Origin of the sequence: Streptomyces sp. NPDC096205 (genome assembly GCF_044763135.1) — a bacterium.
In the GTDB taxonomy this organism is placed as follows: Bacteria; Actinomycetota; Actinomycetes; order Streptomycetales; family Streptomycetaceae; genus Streptomyces.
The window spans coordinates 24440-46474 of record NZ_JBIWFS010000002.1; the positions used below are offsets into that span (position 1 = coordinate 24440).

23 protein-coding genes are annotated in these 22035 nt (G+C 72.2%); 13 read left to right on the plus strand and 10 right to left on the minus strand.

What is annotated here, in order from left to right; genetic code table 11:
- Positions 1 to 110 precede the first annotated feature (110 nt).
- The 3 genes from ACIQ6Y_RS06535 to tyrS all read left to right on the plus strand — a co-directional run bounded on the left by ACIQ6Y_RS06535 (position 111) and on the right by tyrS (position 4468).
- A complete protein-coding gene (locus ACIQ6Y_RS06535; RefSeq protein WP_404033797.1) occupies positions 111 to 1634 on the plus strand; it encodes a TldD/PmbA family protein in 1524 nt (507 codons plus the stop codon).
- Positions 1635 to 1716: 82 nt separating this feature from the next.
- Positions 1717 to 3111 (plus strand): metallopeptidase TldD-related protein, encoded by a 1395-nt coding sequence (locus ACIQ6Y_RS06540; protein WP_404033799.1) that lies wholly within the window; start codon positions 1717 to 1719, stop codon positions 3109 to 3111.
- Positions 3112 to 3199: 88 nt separating this feature from the next.
- Entirely contained in the window at positions 3200 to 4468 is a 1269-nt protein-coding gene (gene tyrS / locus ACIQ6Y_RS06545; RefSeq protein WP_404033801.1) for a tyrosine--tRNA ligase, read from the plus strand.
- Positions 4469 to 4554: 86 nt separating this feature from the next.
- On the opposite strand, the gene ACIQ6Y_RS06550 is transcribed toward tyrS, so the two are convergent.
- A complete protein-coding gene (locus tag ACIQ6Y_RS06550; RefSeq protein WP_404033803.1) occupies positions 4555 to 4836 on the minus strand; it encodes a GlsB/YeaQ/YmgE family stress response membrane protein in 282 nt (93 codons plus the stop codon).
- A gap of 173 nt (positions 4837 to 5009) precedes the next feature.
- Between ACIQ6Y_RS06550 and ACIQ6Y_RS06555 the strand changes: the two genes are divergently transcribed.
- Together ACIQ6Y_RS06555 and ACIQ6Y_RS06560 are read left to right on the plus strand one after the other, a co-directional pair.
- Entirely contained in the window at positions 5010 to 5348 is a 339-nt protein-coding gene (locus ACIQ6Y_RS06555) for a DUF3099 domain-containing protein (RefSeq protein WP_404036305.1), read from the plus strand.
- A gap of 220 nt (positions 5349 to 5568) precedes the next feature.
- Positions 5569 to 5787, plus strand: a complete 219-nt coding sequence (locus ACIQ6Y_RS06560; protein WP_057618194.1) for a hypothetical protein — start codon at positions 5569 to 5571, stop codon at positions 5785 to 5787.
- Positions 5788 to 6030: 243 nt separating this feature from the next.
- Here the strand turns inward: ACIQ6Y_RS06560 and moaA are convergent, their stop codons facing one another.
- The 3 genes from moaA to ACIQ6Y_RS06575 form a co-directional block, all read right to left on the minus strand.
- Positions 6031 to 7020, minus strand: coding sequence for a GTP 3',8-cyclase MoaA (gene moaA, locus ACIQ6Y_RS06565; protein WP_404033805.1), 990 nt, complete (start codon positions 7018 to 7020; stop codon positions 6031 to 6033).
- 149 nt (positions 7021 to 7169) lie between these two features.
- Complete coding sequence (locus ACIQ6Y_RS06570) at positions 7170 to 8798, minus strand: cation acetate symporter (protein ID WP_404033807.1); 1629 nt, start codon at positions 8796 to 8798, stop codon at positions 7170 to 7172.
- On the minus strand, positions 8795 to 9151 hold the full coding sequence (locus ACIQ6Y_RS06575; protein ID WP_404033809.1) for a DUF485 domain-containing protein: 357 nt from the start codon (positions 9149 to 9151) through the stop codon (positions 8795 to 8797). The genes ACIQ6Y_RS06570 and ACIQ6Y_RS06575 overlap by 4 nt, the downstream gene beginning before the upstream one ends.
- A 351-nt stretch (positions 9152 to 9502) precedes the next feature.
- On the opposite strand from ACIQ6Y_RS06575, the gene ACIQ6Y_RS06580 reads away from it, so the two are divergent.
- The 3 genes from ACIQ6Y_RS06580 (at position 9503) to ACIQ6Y_RS06590 (ending at position 13147) form a co-directional block, all read left to right on the plus strand.
- The gene (locus ACIQ6Y_RS06580) at positions 9503 to 11029 is read left to right on the plus strand and encodes a S8 family serine peptidase (RefSeq protein ID WP_404033811.1); all 1527 of its coding nucleotides are present in this window, start codon (positions 9503 to 9505) and stop codon (positions 11027 to 11029) included.
- 76 nt (positions 11030 to 11105) lie between these two features.
- Complete coding sequence (locus ACIQ6Y_RS06585) at positions 11106 to 12458, plus strand: CoA transferase (protein ID WP_404033813.1); 1353 nt, start codon at positions 11106 to 11108, stop codon at positions 12456 to 12458.
- Positions 12455 to 13147 carry a hypothetical protein gene (locus ACIQ6Y_RS06590; RefSeq protein WP_404033815.1) on the plus strand — a complete coding sequence of 231 codons (693 nt, stop codon included), beginning with the start codon at positions 12455 to 12457 and terminating at the stop codon, positions 13145 to 13147. Before ACIQ6Y_RS06585 ends, ACIQ6Y_RS06590 begins: the two co-directional genes overlap by 4 nt.
- Before the next feature lie 135 nt (positions 13148 to 13282).
- On the opposite strand, the gene ACIQ6Y_RS06595 is transcribed toward ACIQ6Y_RS06590, so the two are convergent.
- Positions 13283 to 14326, minus strand: coding sequence for a zinc-dependent alcohol dehydrogenase family protein (locus ACIQ6Y_RS06595; protein ID WP_404033817.1), 1044 nt, complete (start codon positions 14324 to 14326; stop codon positions 13283 to 13285).
- Positions 14327 to 14407: 81 nt separating this feature from the next.
- Entirely contained in the window at positions 14408 to 15118 is a 711-nt protein-coding gene (locus ACIQ6Y_RS06600; protein ID WP_404033819.1) for a VIT family protein, read from the minus strand.
- 122 nt (positions 15119 to 15240) lie between these two features.
- Between ACIQ6Y_RS06600 and ACIQ6Y_RS06605 the strand changes: the two genes are divergently transcribed.
- The 5 genes from ACIQ6Y_RS06605 (at position 15241) to ACIQ6Y_RS06625 (ending at position 20160) form a co-directional block, all read left to right on the plus strand.
- A complete protein-coding gene (locus tag ACIQ6Y_RS06605) occupies positions 15241 to 16233 on the plus strand; it encodes a DEDDh family exonuclease (RefSeq protein WP_404033821.1) in 993 nt (330 codons plus the stop codon).
- Between the two features lie 107 nt (positions 16234 to 16340).
- Positions 16341 to 16574 (plus strand): hypothetical protein, encoded by a 234-nt coding sequence (locus tag ACIQ6Y_RS06610; protein WP_404033823.1) that lies wholly within the window; start codon positions 16341 to 16343, stop codon positions 16572 to 16574.
- Between the two features lie 74 nt (positions 16575 to 16648).
- On the plus strand, positions 16649 to 17437 hold the full coding sequence (locus ACIQ6Y_RS06615) for an SURF1 family protein (RefSeq protein WP_404033824.1): 789 nt from the start codon (positions 16649 to 16651) through the stop codon (positions 17435 to 17437).
- A gap of 178 nt (positions 17438 to 17615) precedes the next feature.
- Positions 17616 to 19400 (plus strand): glycoside hydrolase family 15 protein, encoded by a 1785-nt coding sequence (locus tag ACIQ6Y_RS06620; RefSeq protein WP_404033826.1) that lies wholly within the window; start codon positions 17616 to 17618, stop codon positions 19398 to 19400.
- A gap of 4 nt (positions 19401 to 19404) precedes the next feature.
- Positions 19405 to 20160, plus strand: coding sequence for an SDR family oxidoreductase (locus tag ACIQ6Y_RS06625; RefSeq protein WP_404033828.1), 756 nt, complete (start codon positions 19405 to 19407; stop codon positions 20158 to 20160).
- Between the two features lie 51 nt (positions 20161 to 20211).
- Here ACIQ6Y_RS06625 and amaP read toward each other — a convergent pair whose 3' ends face one another.
- The 4 genes from amaP to ACIQ6Y_RS06645 are packed head-to-tail and all read right to left on the minus strand — an operon-like array spanning position 20212 to position 22034.
- A complete protein-coding gene (gene amaP, locus ACIQ6Y_RS06630; RefSeq protein WP_404033830.1) occupies positions 20212 to 20790 on the minus strand; it encodes an alkaline shock response membrane anchor protein AmaP in 579 nt (192 codons plus the stop codon).
- A 4-nt stretch (positions 20791 to 20794) separates the two neighbouring features.
- On the minus strand, positions 20795 to 21445 hold the full coding sequence (locus ACIQ6Y_RS06635) for a DUF6286 domain-containing protein (protein WP_404033832.1): 651 nt from the start codon (positions 21443 to 21445) through the stop codon (positions 20795 to 20797).
- Entirely contained in the window at positions 21442 to 21852 is a 411-nt protein-coding gene (locus ACIQ6Y_RS06640) for an Asp23/Gls24 family envelope stress response protein (protein ID WP_404033834.1), read from the minus strand. Before ACIQ6Y_RS06640 ends, ACIQ6Y_RS06635 begins: the two co-directional genes overlap by 4 nt.
- Positions 21849 to 22034, minus strand: coding sequence for a hypothetical protein (locus ACIQ6Y_RS06645; RefSeq protein WP_399639422.1), 186 nt, complete (start codon positions 22032 to 22034; stop codon positions 21849 to 21851). The genes ACIQ6Y_RS06640 and ACIQ6Y_RS06645 overlap by 4 nt, the downstream gene beginning before the upstream one ends.
- Position 22035 lies beyond the last annotated feature (1 nt).

The window sequence follows — 22035 nt, forward strand, 5'->3', positions numbered from 1 at the left end:
GTGGTCCGCGCGCTGGATGAGGGCCATGATCGGAGCTGCCGCCGCGCCGAACGGGCGTACCGCCGACGTATCCCTACAAATCCGATCCATCGCTACAGAAAGAGACGCCGGTGCCTCATAGCATTGACGAGTCGTTCACGGCCCTGCCTCTACGCGCCCTCGCCGACGCCGCGCTGGCACGCGCGCGTGCGCTCGGGGCCGAGCACGCCGACTTCCGGTTCGAGCGGGTGCGCAGCGCCTCCTGGCGGCTCAGGGACGCCAAGCCGGCCGGGACCTCGGACGTCACCGACCTGGGGTACGCGGTGCGGGTCGTGCACGGCGGGACCTGGGGCTTCGCCTCGGGCGTCGACCTGAGCATGGACGCGGCCGCGCGGGTCGCGGGCCAGGCGGTGGCGATGGCCAAGCTGTCCGCGCAGGTGATCAAGGCGGCGGGCTCCGACGAGCGCGTGGAGCTGGCCGACGAGCCCGTGCACGCCGAGAAGACGTGGGTCTCCTCGTACGAGATCGATCCGTTCACCGTGCCCGACGAGGAGAAGTCGGGGCTGCTGGCGGACTGGAGCGCCCGGCTGCTGGCGGCGCAGGGCGTCGACCATGTGGACGCCTCGCTGCTCACCGTGCACGAGAACAAGTTCTACGCCGACACGGCCGGGACCGTGACCACGCAGCAGCGCGTGCGGCTGCACCCGCAGCTGACCGCGGTGTCGGTGGACGAGTCCAGCGGCGAGTTCGACTCCATGCGCACCATCGCGCCGCCGGTCGGCCGGGGCTGGGAGTATCTGACCGGCACCGGATGGGACTGGGACGCGGAGCTGGCCGGGATCCCGGAGCTGCTCGCCGAGAAGATGCGGGCGCCGAGCGTGGAGGCGGGGTCGTACGACCTGGTCGTCGACCCGTCCAACCTGTGGCTGACCATCCACGAGTCCATCGGGCACGCCACCGAGCTGGACCGGGCCCTCGGCTACGAGGCCGCCTATGCCGGGACCTCCTTCGCCACCTTCGACCAGCTCGGCAAGCTGCGTTACGGCTCGGAGCTGATGAACGTCACCGGTGACCGCACCGCCGAGCACGGCCTGGCGACCATCGGCTACGACGACGAGGGCGTCGCGGCCCAGTCCTGGGACCTGGTGAAGGACGGCACGCTGGTCGGCTACCAGCTGGACCGCAGGATCGCGCGGCTGACCGGCTTCGAGCGCTCCAACGGCTGCGCCTACGCCGACTCCCCCGCCCATGTGCCGGTGCAGCGCATGGCCAACGTCTCGCTCCAGCCGGACCCGGCGGGCCTTTCGACGGAGGATCTGATCGGCGGGGTCGACCGGGGCATCTACGTCGTCGGCGACCGGTCCTGGTCGATCGACATGCAGCGCTACAACTTCCAGTTCACCGGCCAGCGCTTCTTCCGCATCGAGAACGGCCGGATCACCGGGCAGCTCAAGGACGTCGCCTACCAGGCCACGACCACCGACTTCTGGGGCTCGATGACGGCGGTCGGCGGCCCGCAGACCTATGTCCTGGGCGGCGCCTTCAACTGCGGCAAGGCCCAGCCCGGCCAGGTCGCCGCCGTGTCCCACGGCTGCCCGTCCGCCCTGTTCCGGGGCGTCAACATTCTGAACACCACCCAGGAGGCCGGTAAGTGAGCGCCGACATCAGGATCTGCCGGGGGTCCGGGGGTCGTTCCCCGGGCAAGCACAGTCTCAACACCACGCAGGAGGCCGGTCGATGAGCGCCCGCGCGAGCAAGCCGTACGAGATCGTCGAGCGGGCTCTGGAGCTGTCCCGCGCGGACGGGTGTGTCGTCATCGCCGACGAGCAGTCGACCGCCAACCTGCGCTGGGCGGGCAACGCGCTGACCACCAACGGCGTCACGCGCGGGCGCACGCTCACGGTGATCGCCACCGTGGACGGCAAGGAGGGCACGGCCGCGGGCGTGGTGTCGCGGTCCGCCGTGACGGCCGACGAGCTGGAGCCGCTGGTGCGGGCCGCCGAGGCCGCCGCGCGCGGGGCCGCGCCCGCCGAGGACGCGCAGCCGCTGGTCACGGGCGTGGCCGCGTCGCCCGACTTCACGGACGCGCCCGCGGAGACCTCCTCCGCGGTGTTCGCCGACTTCGCCCCGGCGCTCGGCGAGGCCTTCGCCCGCGCGCGTGCCGGAGGCCGCGAGCTGTACGGCTTCGCCAACCATGAGCTGACGTCCAGCTATGTGGGGACGTCCACGGGTGTGCGGCTGCGGCACGACCAGCCCAACGGCACGCTGGAGCTGAACGCCAAGTCGCCCGACCGCACCCGCTCGGCCTGGGCGGGCCGCTCCACGCGGGACTTCAAGGACGTCGACCCGGCGGCGCTGGACGCCGAGCTCGCGGTGCGCCTCGGCTGGGCCGAGCGGCGGATCGAGCTGCCGGCCGGGCGGTACGAGACGCTGCTGCCGCCGACCGCGGTCGCGGACCTGCTGATCTACCAGATGTGGTCGGCGTCGGGCCGGGACGCCGCCGAGGGCCGGACGGTGTTCTCCAAGCCGGGCGGCGGCACCAGGATCGGCGAGAAGCTCACCGACCTGCCGCTGACCCTGCGCAGCGACCCGAACGAGCCCGGCCTGGAGGCGCTGCCGTTCGTGCTCGCGCACGCCTCCGGCGGTGACGCGTCGGTGTTCGACAACGGGCTGCCGCTCGCGCCCACCGAGTGGATCGACCACGGCGAGCTGAAGAACCTGATCACCAGCCGGCACACCGCGGGCCTGACCGGGCTGCCGCTGGCGCCGGGCGTGGACAACCTGATCCTGGAGGGCGGCGAGGACCGCTCCTTGTCGGAGATGATCGCGAACACCGAGCGCGGGCTGCTGCTGACCTGCCTGTGGTACATCCGCGAGGTCGACCCCGCGTCGCTGCTGCTCACGGGCCTGACCCGGGACGGCGTCTACCTCGTGGAGAACGGCGAGGTGACCGGCGAGGTGAACAACTTCCGCTTCAACGAGTCCCCGGTCGGCCTGCTCGGCCGGATCACCGAGGCGGGGCGCACCGAGCGCACGCTGCCGCGGGAGTGGAGCGACTGGTTCACCAGGGCCGCGATGCCCGCGGTGCGGGTCCCCGATTTCAATATGAGCTCTGTCAGTCGGGGCGTATAACCTCATAGGCGTGGTCGCTCGACCACGCGAGATCGTCGAAGAGCACCTTCGAGGATCACCTCTGACCATCCGAGGAGACACGAGAACCGTGACGGACATCGTCGACGAGCTGAAGTGGCGCGGGCTGTTCGCCCTCTCCACCGACGAGGAAGCCCTGCGCAAGGCTCTCGCGGACGGTCCCGTCACGTTCTATTGCGGCTTCGACCCGACCGCGCCGTCGCTGCACGTGGGACACCTGGTCCAGGTGCTCACCGTGCGCCGGCTCCAGCAGGCCGGGCACCGGCCGCTGGCGCTGGTCGGCGGCGCGACCGGGCTGATCGGCGACCCGCGCCCGACGGCGGAGCGCACGCTGAACGACCCGGAGACGGTCGCCGGCTGGGTCGGCAAGCTGCGCGGCCAGATCGAGCCGTTCCTGTCCTTCGAGGGCGAGAACGCCGCGATCATGGTCAACAACCTCGACTGGACCGCGGGCCTGTCCGCGATCGAGTTCCTTCGGGACATCGGCAAGCACTTCCGCGTCAACAAGATGCTGACGAAGGACTCCGTCGCCCGCCGCCTGGAGTCCGACCAGGGCATCAGCTACACCGAGTTCAGCTACCAGATCCTGCAGGGCATGGACTTCCTCCAGCTCTACCGGCGCTACGGCTGCACGCTCCAGCAGGGCGGCAGCGACCAGTGGGGCAACCTGACCGCGGGTCTGGACCTCATCCACAAGCTGGAGCCGCACGCCGAGGCGCACGCGCTGGCCACGCCGCTGATGACCAAGGCGGACGGCACCAAGTTCGGCAAGACCGAGGGCGGCGCCGTCTGGCTCGACCCGGAGATGACGACGCCGTACGCGTTCTACCAGTTCTGGCTGAACGTGGACGACCGGGACATCTCGACGTACATGCGGATCCTGTCCTTCAAGTCCCGTGAGGAGCTGGAGGAGCTGGAGAAGCAGACGCAGGAGCGGCCGCAGGCGCGGGCGGCGCAGCGGGCCCTCGCCGAGGAACTGACGACGATGGTGCACGGCGCGGAGCAGACCGCCGCCGTCATCGCCGCGTCCAAGGCGCTGTTCGGTCAGGGTGAGCTGGGCGAACTCGACGAGAAGACCCTCGCCGCCGCGCTGTCCGAGGTGCCGCACGCCCGGGTCGCCGAGCTCGCGCCGGTGGTCGACCTGTTCGCCGAGGTCGGCCTGGTCCCGAGCAAGTCCGCCGGTCGGCGGACCGTGAAGGAGGGCGGGGCCTACGTGAACAACGTCAAGGTCACGTCCGAGGACGCGGTCCCGGCGAAGGAGGACCTGCTGCACGGGCGGTGGCTCGTGCTGCGGCGCGGCAAGAAGAACCTGGCTGCCGTGGAAGTGACCGGGGCCTGAGAACAGCGCCCCAAAGGGGCGCGGGGGACGGCGCGACCAGCCACGACGAACGGTCAGCCGCACAAAGGCCCGCGCCCCGACGGCGCTCAGGCGCGCTGGTGCTTCCTCTTGCCCAGCGTCGCCATGTACAGCATGTCCCCCACCGCCACGATGATCACCGCGGCGATGAGCTGGAAGATATGCCGGCTCCAGTCGATGCCGGATGTCTCCTCGACCCCGAATCCCCGGGCCATCGCGTTGCCGGCGATCGCGCCGAGCATGCCGAAGATGGTGGTCAGCCACAGGGGGCTGTGCTGCTTTCCGGGGATGATCGCCTTGGCGATCAGACCCAGCACGAACCCGACGATGATCGCCCACAACCAGCCCATGGCTGCCTCCCTGTTCGGCTCCACGCAAGCATTGCCCTCAGTCTGGGCTCGGTCCTCGTACGCCGCATGTCGGCGTCGGCCGTACGTGGGAGGGGCGACGGCGTTCGCGCAGGCAGAAGGGGAACCCGGTCTCGTACGCGACGCAGGCGCGGCGTACCGTGGACGTCATGCGGATGCGGCATTCAGGCGGTGGCGGCGCCCAGGTCTACCGGATCACCGGAGCCCGGCAGGGGCTCCATGACGATGTCCGCGGCCGGCAGCGCCGGTACGTGATCTCGATGAGCGTGCGGACGGTGTCGGTGGTCCTGGCCGCGGTGCTGTGGAACGTGGAACGGCACGTGGCGATGGTGGCGCTGGTCCTGGGGCTGATCCTGCCGTACATCGCGGTGGTGATCGCGAACGCGGGCCGGGAGAACGCGCCTGGTCTGCCGTCGACGTTCGTGGAGATGCCGGCCAAGCCGATGATCGCGCCGCCGCGGGACGAGGAACACGAGCCGACCGAGCAGCCCTGAGTGTGCCGGTGCGGAGGTGAGCGCGAAAGCCCTGTCATCGCCCGCGCGCAAGCTCAGGAAAAGCTCAGATCAATCATGTGCTTCCGGTGCCCGGCAACCGGTTACCCGTGACATACTTCGTACGCGCTCCGCATCCCCCGTCGGAGCGACAGACCGACGCCGGGCAGCTCCCCCCGTGGCTGCTCGGCGTCGCCTTTTGTGTGCGGCTGTGAGACGAAGCGTGAGTGACGAGACCCCGATCTGTTCCGCCAAGGGCTGCCGTGCCGACGCCGTGTGGGTGCTGGCGTGGAACAACCCGAAGATCCATACGCCGGAGCGGCGCAAGACGTGGCTGGCGTGTGAGGAGCACCGGGAGCACCTGTCCCAGTTCCTGGGCGTGCGCGGGTTCCTCAAGGACGTCGTGAAGTTCGAGGACTGGCAGGCACCCGAAGGGGCCTAGGGCCCGGCCCTGCGAAGGCCCTAGGGCCTGTCGTTTGGATCATGCCGGCGTCGCGGGGCCTGGCACGCACATCTGCGGCGTTGTCGTCGGTTGCCGACTCCCCCACGCTCGAATCGAGCTCGCGCGGGGGGACCCCCATCGCGTCGACGCCCTCCTCCGCCTTGCAGCTGCACGCACCAGACCCCGCTCGACCCGGCCAAGAAGCGCAGTCCCTTTCAGCCGACCTGATCCAAACGACAGGCCCTAGCCGCCGATCGCCGACATCGGCCGGTCCGGCTGGACGAAGGTCGGGTCGTCCAGGCCCGCCCCCGCCTTCTTGCCCCACATCGCCAGCCGCCAGATGCGGGCGACCTCCTCGTCGGGGGCGCCGGAGCGCAGGGCGGCGCGCAGGTCGGTCTCCTCGGTGGCGAAGAGGCAGGTGCGTATCTGGCCGTCGGCGGTGAGGCGGGTGCGGTCGCAGGCGGAGCAGAACGGGCGGGTGACGGAGGCGATGACTCCGACGACATGAGGGCCGCCGTCGACGACCCAGCGCTCGGCCGGGGCGGAGCCGCGCTTCTCGTCGCCCTCGGGCGTCAGCTCGAAGCGGGTGCGCAGCGAGGTCAGGATGTCCCCGGCGGTGATCATGCCGTCGCGCTTCCAGCCGTGCTGGGCGTCCAGGGGCATCTGCTCGATGAACCGCAGTTCGTAGTCGTGCTCCACGGCCCAGGCCAGCAGGTCGGGGGCCTCGTCCTCGTTCAGCCCCGGCATCAGCACCGAGTTGACCTTCACCGGGGTCAGGCCCGCCTCCCGGGCGGCGTACAGGCCCTCCAGGACGTCCTTGTGGCGGTCGCGGCGGGTGAGGGTCTTGAAGACGTCCGGGCGCAGGGTGTCCAGGGAGACGTTGACCCGGTCGAGGCCCGCGGCCTTCAGGGCGGACGCCGTGCGCTTGAGGCCGATGCCGTTGGTGGTCAGCGACATCTGGGGGCGAGGCTCCAGGGCGGCGACGCGCTCGACGATGCCGACCAGGCCGGGGCGCAGCAGGGGCTCGCCGCCGGTGAAGCGGACCTCGCGGATGCCGAGGGTGCGCACCGCGATGTCGATCAGGCGGACGATCTCGTCGTCGGTGAGCAGGTCGGGCTTGGCCAGCCACTGCAGGCCTTCCTCGGGCATGCAGTAGGTGCAGCGGAGGTTGCACCGGTCGGTGAGCGAGACCCTGAGGTCGGTGGCCACCCGGCCGTAGGTGTCGATGAGCACGTGGGCCCTCCCCGGACTGCGGATCGCACGTTTTCCGTCACCTGCGAGCCTACGTGACGGCACCGACAACGACACCGTCCCGATCCACCAGGTAAGACGCGGCCGTGTCGTAGAGAGCTACGACACGGCCGCGCCAGGGGTTCGTGCGATCAGTGGGCGCCGGTGCCGGTCAGGGACCTGACCTCCAGCTCGGCGTACTTGGCGGCGTCGGGCTCCTCCTTGGAGACGACGGTGCCGAGCCAGCCCATCAGGAAGCCGAACGGGATGGAGATGATGCCCGGGTTCTTCAGCGGGAACCAGGCGAAGTCGACGTCGGGGAACATCGCCTTCGGGTCGCCGGAGACGACGGGCGAGAACAGCACCAGGCCGACGGCGACGATCAGGCCGCCGTAGATCGACCACAGGGCGCCCTGGGTGGTGAACCTCTTCCAGAAAAGGCTGTAGAGGATGGTCGGCAGGTTGGCGGACGCGGCGACCGCGAAGGCCAGCGCGACCAGGCCGGCCACGTTGAGGTCGCGGGCGAGGGCGCCCAGCAGGATGGAGACCGCGCCGATGCCGATGGTGGCCAGGCGGGCCGCCCGGACCTCCTCCTTCTCGGTGGCCTTGCCCTTCCTGATGACGTTGGCGTAGATGTCGTGGGCGAACGACGAGGACGAGGCCAGGGTCAGACCCGCGACCACGGCGAGGATGGTCGCGAAGGCCACCGCGGAGATGGTGGCGAGCAGGATCGCTCCCCAGGCGGAGTCGACGCCGCCCAGATGCAGGGCGAGCAGGGGTGCCGCGGTGTTGCCGGACGGGTTGGAGTCGATGATCTCCTGCTGGTCGATCAGCGCGGCCGCGCCGAAGCCGAGCGCGATGGTCATCAGGTAGAAGCCGCCGATGATGCCGATGGCCCAGTTCACGGACTTACGGGCGGCCTTGGCGTTGGGCACCGTGTAGAAGCGGATCAGGATGTGCGGCAGGCCGGCGGTGCCCAGGACCAGGGCGATGCCGAGGGAGATGAAGTCCAGCTTGGAGGTGCCGGTGGCGCCGTACTGGAGGCCCGGCTCCAGGAAGGCGGCGCCCTTGCCGCTGTTCTCGGCGGCCTTGCCGAGCAGGTCGGAGACGTTGAAGTCGAACTTCAGCAGCACCAGGAAGGTGATCAGGATGGTGCCGCCGATGAGCAGCACGGCCTTGACCATCTGGACCCAGGTGGTGCCCTTCATGCCGCCGATGGAGACGTAGACGATCATCAGGACGCCGACGAGGGCGACGATGAGGACCTTGCCCGCGTCGGAGGTGATGCCGAGCAGCAGGGAGACCAGGACGCCGGCGCCGGCCATCTGCGCCAGCAGGTAGAAGATCGACACGACGATGGTGGAGGTGCCGGCCGCGGTGCGGACCGGGCGCTGGCGCATGCGGTACGCCAGGACGTCGCCCATGGTGTAGCGGCCGGAGTTCCTGAGCGGCTCGGCGACCAGCAGCAGCGCCACCAGCCAGGCGACGAGGAAGCCGATGGAGTACAGGAAGCCGTCGTAGCCGAAGAGGGCGATGGCGCCGGCGATGCCGAGGAAGGACGCGGCGGACATGTAGTCGCCGGAGACGGCGAGGCCGTTCTGGAAGGCGCTGAAGCTGCGGCCGCCCGCGTAGAAGTCGGCGGCGTCCTTGGTCTGCCGGCCCGCCCATACGGTGATGACGAGGGTGGCCACGACGAACAGGCCGAACAGGGTGATGATGAGCGGCCGGTGCTCGCTGGCCTCGTTGGCGGCGAGCTGCATCTGGGTGATCGCGGGGCTCATGCGCCGCCCTCCATCCGGGACTTGATCGCCTCGGCCTTGGGGTCGAGCTTCGCGGCGGCGTGGCGCGCGTACCACCAGGCGATGAGGAACGTGGTGAGGAACTGGGCGAGGCCCAGCGCGAGGGCGACGTTGATGTTGCCGAACAGCTTGGTGCCCATGAAATCGCCGGCGTAGTTCGACAGCAGGACGTACAGCAGGTACCAGGCGATGAAGGCGATGGTGAGCGGGAAGGCGAACGAGCGGTGGGCGCGGCGCAGTTCACCGAACTCCGCGCTCTCCTGCACGGCGGTGAACTCCTCGGCGGAGGGCAGCCGTCGTGTGCTGCTCGAGGGGGGCGGTGTCTCGGTGGCCACGGAGTCTCCTCGCGGTGCGGCGGGCATACGGCTTTGACCTCATAGTGACGTGGATCACATGACCGGCCGGTGACTGTACTGCCTCCGGCGGCGATCCGACAGGGGCTCGATCGTGCTCGTGCGCCCTGCTCAACGTCACGGCGCCGCGCACGACGCGGTTCAACCGGATTTCCGCGACTTGCGCGCGCGGCCGAGGGAAAACCCTCGGAGCCTCAAGTCAGGGGTCCTGGAACATTGCTGGCCAGCGAGTTCGGGGGATAGCTTCGGGCCTGCACCAACCCCGTCATGTACCTGCCCGAGTGCCCACTGATGCCTCGGGCCGGTTCCGTTTCAGGATGATGTGGAGACCCCATGGCTCATCTGCCTTCCAGACGCCGTCTCGCTCTCGCCGTGCCCGTCGTGCTGTCGCTGACCGCCTCGCTCGGCTTCCTGCCGTCCGTCGCCTCCGCGGCTCCGGTCGCGGAGTCCGGTGTGCAGGCGCAGGACGCCTCGACGCTGTCCTACGTCGTCAACACCAGGACGGACCACCGCACGATCGAGTCGGTGAAGAAGGCGATCGCCGCGGCCGGCGGCTCCGTCGTGATCGCGTACGAGAAGATCGGCGTGATCGTCGTCCACTCGGCGAACCCGGACTTCGGCAAGCAGATACGCACGGCGCCCGGCGTGCAGTCGGCCGGCGCCACGCGTACGGCGCCGCTGACGCCCGCGAGCACCACCGAAGAGGGGGCCGTCGACTACCTGACGGCCGCCGAGGCCGCGAAGGTCGAGGCCGCGGCGACCCCGGGCAGCGAGCCGCTCGAGGCCGACCAGTGGGACCTGCGCGCGATCGGCGCCGACAAGGCCGCGACGATCAACCCGGGCAGCTCGAAGGTGACCGTCGCCGTCATCGACACCGGAGTCGACGACACGCACCCCGACATCGCCCCGAACTTCTCCAGGTCGCAGTCGGCCAACTGCGACGGCGGTGTCCCCGACACCAGCGAGGGCTCCTGGCGCCCGTACACGCCGCAGGACTACCACGGCACCCATGTCGCCGGTGAGATCGCCGCCGCCCGCAACGGCGTCGGTGTGGCCGGTGTCGCGCCGGGCGTGAAGGTGTCGGCCATCAACGTCACCGACCGCACCAACGGTCTGTTCTACCCGGAGAGCGTGGTCTGCGCGTTCGTGTTCGCCGCCGACCACGGCGTGGAGATCACGAACAACAGCTACTACGTCGACCCGTGGCTGTACAACTGCATGGACGACCCCGACCAGAAGGCGATCGTCGACGCGGTCAACCGGGCCCAGCTGTACGCCCAGAAGAAGGGCACCCTGTCGCTGGCCTCGGCCGGCAACTCCAACCACGACCTGGACTCGGACGCGATCCTGGACGACTCCAGCCCGGACGACTCCACCGCGGTCGACCGCACCATCGACCCGCACGAGTGCTACGACGTGCCGACCCAGCTGCCGGGCGTCGTCACGGTCAGCGCGACCGGCGTGAAGAGCCTCAAGTCGTACTACTCGTCGTACGGCAAGGGTGTCGTGGACGTGGCCGCGCCGGGCGGTGACCGCCGCTACCAGCTGCCGGACACCCCGTCGAAGGACGGCCGCATCCTGTCCACCATGCCCAACGGCGGCTACGGCTTCCTCCAGGGCACCTCGATGGCCGCGCCGCACGCGTCGGCCGTCGCCGCGCTGCTGAAGTCCAAGCACCCGTGGGCGACCCCGGCCGCGCTGCAGGCGATGCTCAAGGCGCAGGCGGACCCGACGGCCTGCCCCGAGTCCTACGACCAGAACGGTGACGGCACGCAGGACGCGACCTGCGTGGGCGGGCCGCAGTACAACGGCTTCTACGGCTTCGGCATCGTCAACGCGCTGGACGCGGTGACGAAGTAGCCGACGGAGCAAGGGACATCCGTCCCTGGGGGGGCCGGGCGGTTCGCCGCCCGGCCCTTTGCCGCATAGTGCCGTCATGACAGACATCGCATCCGCCTGGTCCGCACTCGGCGGCGATCCCGCCCTCCTCGCGCGCGTGGCGGCCGTCGTACGGCCCGGAGTTCTGCAAGCCCGCCTTCCGGTACGGCCGTTGGCGCGCGCCTGCGTCGGCGCGTGTGCGCTGGCCGCGGCCGAGCTGGGCGCCCGGCGGGCGGGGCTCGCCGAGGTGCCGCGGGTGACGGTGGACGACGGGGCGGTGGCGACGGCGTTCACCAGTGAGCGGCAACTGCTGGTCGACGGGCGGGCGCCGATGACGTTCGCGCCGCTGTCGCGGTTCTGGCGCACCTCCGACGGCTGGGTGCGCACGCACGCCAACTATCCGCACCACACGGCGCGGTTGCTGTCGGCGCTCGGCGTCGGTGACGACCACGCGCGCGTGGCGGCGGCGTTGGCCGAGCGGCCCGCGCGCGAGATCGAGGAGGCCGTGTACGCGGCCGGTGGCCTGGCCGTCGCGGTGCGCACACCCGAGGAGTGGCTCCCCGTCCCCGGCCCCCTGGTGGAGACGGAGCGGCTGGGAGCGGCCCACGCGCGTGTGCTGCCGTCGCCGGCCGGCACGCCCCTGCTGCCGGCTGCCGGGGTGCGCGTGCTGGACCTGACCCGGGTCATCGCCGGCCCCGTCGCCACCCGCACGCTCGCCCTGCTCGGCGCGGACGTGCTGCGCGTCGACCCGCCGGGTCTGCCCGAACTGCCCGACCAGCACGCCGACACGGGCTTCGGCAAGCGCTCGACGACCCTGGACGCGACGAGCGACCGTTTCGCGGAGCTGCTCGGCGCCGCGGACGTGGTCGTCACCGGCTACCGGCCCGGCGCGCTCGACCGCCTCGGCCTCTCCCCCGCCGCCCTCGCGGCACGCCGGCCCGGCCTGATCGTCGTACAGCTGTCGGCCTGGGGGACGGACGGCCCGTGGGGCGGGCGGCGCGGCTTCGACAGCCTGGTGCAGGCGGCCACCGGCATCGCGGCCGTCGAGGGCTCGCCCGAGCAGCCCGGCGCGCTGCCCGCGCAGGCGCTGGACCACGGCACGGGCTATCTGCTGGCGGCTGCCGTCCTGCGCGCGCTCACCGAGCGGTCGTACGACGGTCAGGGCCGCCTGGTGCGGCTGTCGCTGGCACGCACGGCAGCCTGGCTGCTGGCGGGCAGGGCGGCGGCGGAGGAGGCCGGGGAGGCGTACGACGGGCCCGAGGCGTGGCTCGCGCAGGCCGACAGCCCGATCGGGCGGCTGCGGTACGCCCGCTCCCCGGTCGGCTTCGACGGCGGGCCCGCCGACTGGGCCAGGCCGCCGGGGGTGTGGGGTGCGGACGAGGCACGGTGGGAGGGAGCGTCGGAGGAGTGACGTTCCGTCGGGAGACGGCCGATGCGAGCGGCCCGGCGCGGCCTGCCGGGACCGGGCGGGCGGTCGCCGTCCTCGTGCTGGTGGCCCTGGGCGCGCTGGTGCCTCTGCTGGGCCCGTCGGCCGCGCTGCACGGCACCGGGGAGGCCGCCGCGCCCGGCGTGGGCGGCGTCGGGCTGCTGCGGACGGTGCTGTTCGCCGCGCTGTGCGTGCCCTTGGGCGAGCTGTTCGTGAACCGGCTCGCGCGCGGGGTGACGGGCGCTTCGGCGGAACGGCCGTGCAGTCGGGCGGCGTTCGCGGCGGGTGCCGGGTTCGTGGCCGCGCTGGGGCCGGCCTCCGTCGTGGCGACCGGGAACCTGGTGCCGAGCGGGTGGGCACAGATCGACGTGGGCGGGCTGTACGCGTCGCGGGACGGCAAGCTGGCGCTGCTGGAGGTGAATGCGTTCGCGGTGGCGTGGCTGTGCGCGCTGTCGCGGCGGCCGGGCAGCCAGGTGTGGCCGCTGACCCTCCTGGCGAAGGTGCTGCTCGTGGCCGCCGTCGCGGCGCTGGCGCTGTGGGCGCGGGTCCGGCTGCGCCGCGCCGCCGACGCGCTGACCGCCTGTGTCCCCGCGCGCGGGGAGGTCGCCCTGCTGGGGGTGGTGGTCGCGGCGTCGGGGCTGCTGACGGCGCTGCCGGTGCCGATCCGGTGGTGAGGGTCGGCGGGTGACGGGGCCTTCGGCCGGTGAGGGTCGGCGCGTGACGGGGCCTTCGGCCGGTGAGGGTCGGCGCGTGACGGGACCTCCGGCCGGTGAGGGTCGGCGGGTGACGGGGCCCTCCGCCGGTGCGCGTCAGTTGGTGACGAGGACCTTCAGGGCGGTGCGCTCGTCCATCGCCTTGTAGCCGTCGGGGACGCCGTCCAGACCCACCGTCATGTCGAAGACGGGCGAGGGGTCGATGGTGCCGTCCAGGATGTCGGGCAGCAGCTCGGGGATGTAGGTGCGCACGGGGGCGACGCCGCCGCGCAGGGCGACGTTCCGGTCGAACATGACGCTCAGGTCCAGGCCGGTGCCGCTGCCGTGCGGCACGCCGACGAAGCCGATGGCGCCGCCGTCGCGGGCGATGTTCACGGCGGTACGCATCGACTGCTCGGTGCCGACCGCCTCGACGACGGCGTGCGCGCCCTGGCCGCGGGTGAGTTCCCGCACGGCCTCCTCGGCGTCCTCGCCGCGCTCGGCGACGACATCGGTGGCGCCGAAGCGGCGCGCGATGTCGGTGCGCACCTGGTGCCGGCCGAGCGCGATGATCCGCTCGGCGCCGAGCCGCTTGGCCGCGAGCACCGCGCACAGGCCGACCGCGCCGTCCCCGACGACGGCCACGGTCGCGCCGGGCCGGGCGCCCGCTCCGAGGGCCGCGTGGTGGCCGGTGCCCATCACGTCGGACAGCGTCAGCAGCGCGGACAGCAGATGGTCGTCGGAGGCCGCCTCCTTGGGCAGCCGCACCAGGGTGCCGTCGGCGTGCGGGACGCGCACGGCCTCGCCCTGGCCGCCGTCGTAGCCGACCGAGCCCCAGAAACCGCCGTGCACACAGGACGTCGTCAGGCCCTCGCGGCAGTAGTCGCAGGTGCCGTCGGACCACATGAAGGGAGCGACGACCAGATCGCCGCGGCGCACGCCGGTCACCTCCGAGCCGGTCTCCTCGACGACGCCGAGGAACTCGTGCCCGATGCGCTGGCCCGGCTGCCGGGCGGCCTCACCGCGGTACGCCCACAGGTCGCTGCCGCAGATGCAGGCGCGCAGCACCCGCAGGACGGCGTCGGTGGGCTGCTGCACCACCGGCTCGGGCACGTCCTCCACGCGCATGTCGAACGGGGCGTGGATGGTGGTGGCGCGCATGGGAGAGGTCTTTCTGCTCGGCTGCTGATGCGCTCGCGGGGTAGGAGAGCGCCCTTCACGGTACGCCGCCCGCGGGCATGGCTAGACGCCCGCCGCGTCCAGCAGTGCCCCCGCCGCGTACGTCACCGCCATGGCCAGGGCCCCGCCGGCGACGTTGCGCAGCATCGCCCGGCCGGGCGCGGCCGCGCCGAGGCGGGCGCTGCTCCAGCCGGTGCCGCACAGCGCGGCGAGGACCGACAGGACCGTCACGGGCAGCCGCCAGTCGGCGGGCGGCAGGACGATGGCGAGCAGCGGCAGCAGCGCGCCCGCGGTGAAGGCGAGGAAGCTGGCCCAGGCCGCGTGCCAGGGGTTGGTCAGCTCGTCCGGGTCGATACCGAGCTCCACACGCGCGTGCGCGCGAAGGGCGTCCCGCTCGGTCAGCTGCACGGCGGCCTCGCGCGCCACCTCGCGGGACAGGCCGCGTTCCTCGAGGAGTCCGGTCAGCTCCGCCAGCTCGGCGTCGGGGCGTTCGCGCAGCTCCCGTCGCTCCAGGGCGAGGGCGGCCTTCTCGGAGTCGCGCTGGGTGGACACCGACACGTACTCGCCCGCGGCCATCGACATCGAGCCGGCGAGCAGTCCGGACAGGCCCGCGGTGAGCAGCGCGGCGCGGCTGCCGGTGGCGCCGGCCACACCGACGACGAGGCCGGCCGTGGAGACGATGCCGTCGTTGGCGCCGAGGACCGCCGCGCGCAGCCAGTTGAGCCGCTCCCCCAGCGCGCCGCCGTGGGCCTCGTCGTGCGTTGGTTGCGTCACACCGGGAGGATGGCACCCGGTCCGCCGGCGGGCGGGCACCGACCCGCGCGGTTCGAACAGGCGGCGGTGACAGGCCACCTGGGAGCGGGCGCTGTCAGTCCCGGCCCGTATCCTCAGTGACCATGCTCGAAGACCGGACGACCGAAGCGTCCTCCCCCACAGCGTGGCCGGCCGTGTATCCCCAGGGATACGCGGTCGTTGACGTGGAGACCACCGGCCTGGCCCGCGACGACCGGATCATCTCCGCGGCCGTGTACCGGCTGGACGCGCGCGGTGAGGTCGAGGACCACTGGTACACGCTGGTCAACCCCGAGCGCGATCCGGGCCCGGTGTGGATCCACGGTCTGACGAGCGAGACGCTCGAAGGGGCGCCCCTGTTCGCGGACATCGCCGAGGAGTTCACCGCGCGGCTGGCGGACCGGGTGCTCGTCGCGCACAACGCCGTCTTCGACTGGCAGATGATCGCCCGTGAGTACGCGCGCGCGAGGCGTGAGCCGCCGGTGCGTCAACGTCTGTGCACCATCGCGCTGTCCAAGGAGCTGGGCCTGCCGCTGCCCAACCACAAGCTGGAGTCGCTGGCCGCGCACTTCGGTGTCGTGCAGCAGCGCGCGCACCACGCGCTCGACGACGCGCGTGTGCTGGCCGAGGCGTTCCGGCCGAGCCTGCGGGCCGCGGCGGAGGGCAGTGTGCGGCTGCCGTTGCAGGAGTGCCGGCCACTGACGGAGTGGGCGGACCGGCCCGCGCCGCGCATCGGGCAGCAGGCGGGCGGCTACGGCGGCTATCGGTCGAGCGGTTGGCGTCCCTCGCGCAAGCGGCCTGCGTGCCCGTACCCCAACCCCGGCCGGTACGAAGAGGGCAAAAGGCTCAAGCAGGGCATGCGGGTCGCCTTCTCGGGCGACACGTCGATCGAACGCGAGCTGCTGGAGGACCGCGCCGTCGAGGCGGGGCTGCATGTGGCGACCAGCGTGTCCCGGCTCACCAGCCTGCTCGTCACCAACGACCCCGACTCCGGCACGTCCAAGGTGGCCAAGGCCCGGCAGTTCGGCACGCCGGTGGTGGACGAGGCGGCCTTCGGGCAGCTGTTGCGGGATGTGGAGCCGGCCGCGGAGGGGTGAACCGTACGAAAAGGTCACAGAACGTGACCCGTACGGACGGGTGATTGCCGGGCGACTCGCCCGCCGCCCGCTCGCCCGCGCCGCGGTGACGGCTCACCCTGTGGCGCATGGCGACATGCGAAGTATGCGGCAATCACTACGGAATGACCTTCGAGGTGCACGCGCAGGGCGCGGTGCATGTCTTCGACTGCTTCTCCTGTGCGATCCATCGCATGGCCCCGATCTGCGAGCACTGCCGGGTGCAGATCATCGGCCAGGGCGTCGAGGTCGAGGGCCACTGGTACTGCGGTGCGCACTGTGCCCGCGCGGAGGGAAGGGCGGGCATCGTCGACAAGGTCTGACGGTCCCGACCTCATGAGGACCCTGAGGACCCCCCTCCGGAAACACCCCGCGACCCGCGATGTACGGTCGTGGGGTGTTCCGCTTCCTCTTGTCCCGGCAGTGGGTGATTCTCACCCTCGTCGCCGTCGCGCTCGTCCCGACGATGATCGAGCTGGGCTTCTGGCAGCTGCACCGCCATGAGCACCGGGTCGCGCTGAACCAGGTCATCGCCGACTCGCTCGCCGCGAAGCCGGTGCCGGCGCAGGAGCTGACCTCCCCCGGGGCGGAGGTCGAGGGCGAGGACCGCTACCGCCGGGTGACGGCCACGGGCCGCTTCGACACCGCGCGCGAGGTCGTCGTACGCCGCCGTACCAACGCCGACGACAAGGTCGGCTTCCACGTCCTGACGCCCTTCGTCCTCGACGACGGCAAGGTCCTGCTGGTGAACCGGGGCTGGATCCCCGCGGACGGCGCGCAGACGGAGTTCCCGAAGATCCCGGCGCCGCCGAAGGGCGAGATCACCGTCACCGGGCGGCTGATGCCCGACGAGACGTCCGCGGACAGCGGCATCAAGGACGTCAAGGGCCTGCCGGACCGCCAGGTCATGCTCATCAGCAGCGAGCAGGCCGAGCGCAGGCTCGGCGCCCCGGTCCTCGGCGGCTACATCGACCTGACCGCCCCCGAGCCGCGCACCGGCTCCCCCGAGCCGATCCCCGCCCCCGACCACGACGACATCGGCCCGCACCTCGCCTACGCCATCCAGTGGTGGCTCTTCTGCGCGGGTGTCCCCATCGGCTGGGTCGTCCTGGTCCGCCGCGAACTGCGCGACCGCGAGGAGGCGGCGACCGAGGAGGGCGTTGCCGCGGAGCCGGCCTCGGTGTGAGCTCGGACGGCGCTGGAGGCTTCGCCGACTCGCCGTGGGAAATCCGTTGTTCTGCGACCGCCGGCCGGGTGTGGTTGCTCGCGCCTCTGGCACATCCACCGCAGCCGCCCGACAGGAACTGTCACTCGGGCGGCCCCCAGGCGGATTGTCGGCCCGGTCCGCCGGGAACCCGCACTCCGTGCATCACCGCATCGAGGACTACGCCCTGATCGGCGACGAGCAGACCGCCGCGCTGGTCGGCCGGGACGGCTCCGTCGACTGGCTGTGCCTGCCCCGCTTCGACTCGGGGGCCTGCTTCGCGCGGCTCCTCGGTGACGAGAACAACGGCCACTGGCGGATCGCCCCCAAGGGCGCCCGCACCTGCACCCACCGCGCCTACCGGCCCGGCACCCTCGTGCTGGACACCGACTGGGAGAGCGACGAGGGCGCGGTGCGGGTCACCGACCTGATGCCGCAGCGCGACCACGCCCCCGACCTCGTCCGGATCGTCGAGGGCCTGCGCGGCCGGGTCACCGTGCGCAGCACCCTGCGTATCCGCTTCGACTACGGCTCGATCGTGCCGTGGGTGCGCAACAGCGGCGGCCACCGGGTCGCCGTCGCCGGACCCGACTCGGTCTGGCTGCGCAGCGAACCCGCGGTGCACACCTGGGGCGAGGACTTCGCCACCTATGCCGAGTTCACCGTCGGCGAGGGCGAGAAGGTCGCCTTCGTCCTGACCTGGCACCCCTCGCACGAGCCGCGCCCGGCGCTGGTCGACCCGTACGAGTCGCTGGAGTCGTCGCTCACCGACTGGCGGGCCTGGTCCGACCGCTGCCGCTACGACGGCCCGCACCGGGACACGGTCCTGCGCTCCCTCATCACCCTCAAGGCCCTCACCTACCAGCCCACCGGCGGGGTCGTCGCCGCCCCCACCACCTCCCTGCCGGAGGAGCTGGGCGGCGTCCGCAACTGGGACTACCGCTACTGCTGGCTGCGCGACTCCACCCTCACCCTCGGCGCGCTGCTCGCCGCCGGCTACCACGAGGAGGCCGAGGCCTGGCGCGACTGGCTGCTGCGCGCGGTCGCGGGCGACCCGGCCGACCTGCAGATCATGTACGGCGTCGCGGGCGAACGCCGGCTGCCCGAGGTGGACGTGCCGTGGCTGGCCGGCTTCGGCGGCTCCTCCCCCGTACGGATCGGCAACGACGCCGTGCAGCAGCTCCAGCTCGATGTGTACGGCGAGGTCATGGACTCCCTCTCCCTCGCCCGGAAGGCGGGCCTGCCGACCCAGCCGCACATCTGGTCGATCCAGGTGGCGCTCCTCGAATGGCTGCGCGCGAACTGGCGGCAGCCCGACGAGGGGCTGTGGGAGGTGCGCGGTGGCCGCCGGCACTTCGTGCACTCCAAGGTGATGGTGTGGGTGGCCGCCGACCGCGCGGTGCGCGCGGTGGAGCGGTATCCGGAGCTGCACGGCGACGTGGACGCCTGGCGCGAGATGCGCGAGCAGGTCCACCGCGAGGTGTGCGAGAAGGGCTACGACCCCGCACGCAACACGTTCACGCAGTACTACGGCTCACGCGAACTGGACGCGGCCCTGCTGCTCATCCCCTCCGTCGGCTTCCTGCCGCCCGACGACCCGCGTGTGGTCGGCACGGTCGACGCGGTCCGCGCGGAGCTCGGCCGTGGCGGGTTCCTGCACCGCTACAGCACCGACGACACCGCCGTCGACGGTCTGCCGGGCACCGAGGGCACCTTCCTGGCCTGCTCGTTCTGGCTGGCGCAGGCCCTGCATCTGACGGGCCGCCGGAAGGAGGCCCGCGAGCTGTTCGACCGGCTGGTGGACCTCACCAACGACGTGGGCCTGCTGGCGGAGGAGTACGACCCGGAGACCGGGCACCAGCTCGGCAACTTCCCGCAGGCGTTCAGCCACATCGCCCTGGTGACCACCGCCCTCGCCCTGTTCCGGGACGAGGGGGCAGGATAGGGCCATGGATCTTGGACTGAAGGACCGGGTGTACGTCGTCACCGGAGCCACGCGCGGGCTGGGCAACGCCGTCGCGCGCGAACTGGTCGGCGACGGGGCGAAGGTGGTCGTCACCGGACGGGACGACAAGCGGGTCGCCGACGCGGCGGCCGAGCTGGGGCCGAACGCGGTGGGTGTCGCCGTGGACAACGCCGACCCCGAGGCCGCGGCCCGTCTGATCGCGGTCGCGCGCGAGCGGTTCGGCGGCTTCGACGGCGTGCTCGTCAGCGTGGGCGGGCCCCCGCCGGGGTTCGTCGCCGACAACACGGACGAGCAGTGGCAGGCGGCGTTCGAGTCGGTGTTCCTGGGCGCGGTGCGGGTCGCTCGCGCGGCGGCGGCCGAGCTGGAGGCCGGGGGTGTCATCGGGTTCGTGCTGTCCGGCTCGGTGCACGAGCCGATCCCGGGGCTGACCATCTCCAACGGGCTGCGGCCCGGCCTCGCCGGGTTCGCCAAGTCCCTCGCGGACGAGCTCGGTCCTCGCGGGATTCGCGTGGTCGGGCTGCTGCCGGCGCGCATCGACACCGACCGCGTGCGCGAGCTGGACGGGCTGTCCGCCGATCCCGAGGCCACCCGGGCGGAGAACGAGGCGCGGATTCCGCTGCGGCGGTACGGGAGGCCCGAGGAGTTCGGGCGGACTGCGGCGTTTCTCCTGTCCCCCGCGGCTTCCTACCTGACCGGAATCATGGTGCCTGTTGACGGCGGGATGCGGCACGGGTTCTGACGCGCCGTTGCCGGGTGCGGCGCAGTTCCGCGACGCGCCCCCCTGGGTGTCTCAACTGACTCTCTGCTCACGATGTCTGAGCGACCTCATACGCACCTCCGAGGGCAGCGACTCCAGGTTGGCCGAGTCCTTCGCGTGGGCCAGGGTCTGGGTCGTCAGGGTGTGCAGGGTCGTCGACGGGTCGGCGTGCGGGTCCAGGACCAGGTTCATACGGGTCTGGGGGGCGTTTCTGCGGCCCGTCAGATGGACGTGGGCGCGGTTGACGCCGTCCAGGGCGGCTGCCTCCGTGGTGAGGGCGGACTGGAGGGCGCGGCCGCGCAGGAGGGCGCCCGCGCCGTCGCCGGTGTCGACGAGGATCTCGGCGAGCCTGCGGCGGCGCAGGACCGCGGTCAGCCACCACAGGGCCAGCAGGAGCAGGACGGCGAGCACGGCGATGACGACGGGCCACCACCAGCCGTGGTCGCGCCAGCGGGTGCGCTCGCTGTCGTCGAGGAGGACGTCGTGGCGTCCGTCGTGGATCCACCACGAGGGCGCCGGGGCGCCCAGACCGACGGCCAGCACCGAGCCGCCGACGGCCAGCAGCACCAGGCCCAGCAGCCCGAGCAGAACACGGTTCACGGTCTTCGGCACCGGCTCACCCCTTCCGTCCGGGCCGCCGCACCCGCACCGACAGCGACAGCGGCCGGGCCAGCCCCAGCGCGCGGACCGCTTCGTCGAGCACGGCGTCCAGGTCCTGTCGTACGTCGTCCACGGCGCGGAAGTGCGAGACCGCGCGGACGTCGGCGCGGCGGCGGCCCGCCCGCACCCGGACCGACTGCACGCCCGAGACCTCCATGGCGCGGTCGCGCAGCACCATCGCGGCCGCGGACCGGTCCAGCGCGGCGCGCACCTCGGCGTCGGTGCGCCGCATGGGCAGCAGGGCGCGCAGGCCCGGGGTGACGGCGAGGACGATCAGCCACAGGCCGAGCGCGGCGGCGACGCCCGCGCCGACGAGCACCCAGGTGTCGTCCAGCGGCCGGTGGGCGAGTTGGTGGGCCAGTTCGCGGCGCCAGCGCATGGCCGGCCGTCCGGCGCGCACGGAGGCGATGTCGTAGAGGAAGATCCCCGCGGCGCCCAGCAGGAGCACGGCGGCGAGGGCCCCGGGGACGCGGCGGGGCGACCAGAAGCGGCGGGCGCCGGCCAGGATCGGCCGCGGGACCGGGGCGGTGGGCTCCGGTTCCTTCTCCAGGACCGGCATGCGCCGGGTGGTGCCCTCGGGGCGCTCGCTGTCGTGGGCTCCGCTCATCGCGTCCTCCCCTGTGCCGTGCCGTGCCCCGGCGCCAGGTGCAGCCGCTCGACCTGGACGGCGACCTCGGGCACGTCCATGCCCACCAACGCGCCCACCCGCTCCGCGACATGGCGCCGCACCGAGCGGCAGCGGGCGCCGATGTCGGTCGGGTAGTCGAGTTCGAGGTGGACGTGGATATGGGCCGCGTCCTGCCCCTCACGGCCGGGGGCGTGGCCCTGCCGTACGACGACGTTGGCATGCGGGCGCGCCGCGTCCGGCGGCAGCGGGCCCAAGGCCTCGCGTGCCGCCTGCGCGGCGACCTTCGCCACGACGCGGTCGGCGATCCGCGTCGCCCCGCGCTCGCCCGGCGGAACGACGGTCAGCGGTCTGCCGAGCTCGCCGATCCCTTCGCTCACGGGCGTCACCGCCGTCGTTCGTCACGCGGACGGAAGAAGTCGCCGAGCTCGAAGTCGCCCTCGACGAACCGGCCGACGACGAAACCGACCGCTCCCAGGGCGGCGACGAGCAGGAACGCGCCGAAGCCGCCGAAGTACCCGGCGAACCCCAGCGCCATTCCGGCGATCATGCCGACCACGGCCATGCTCATG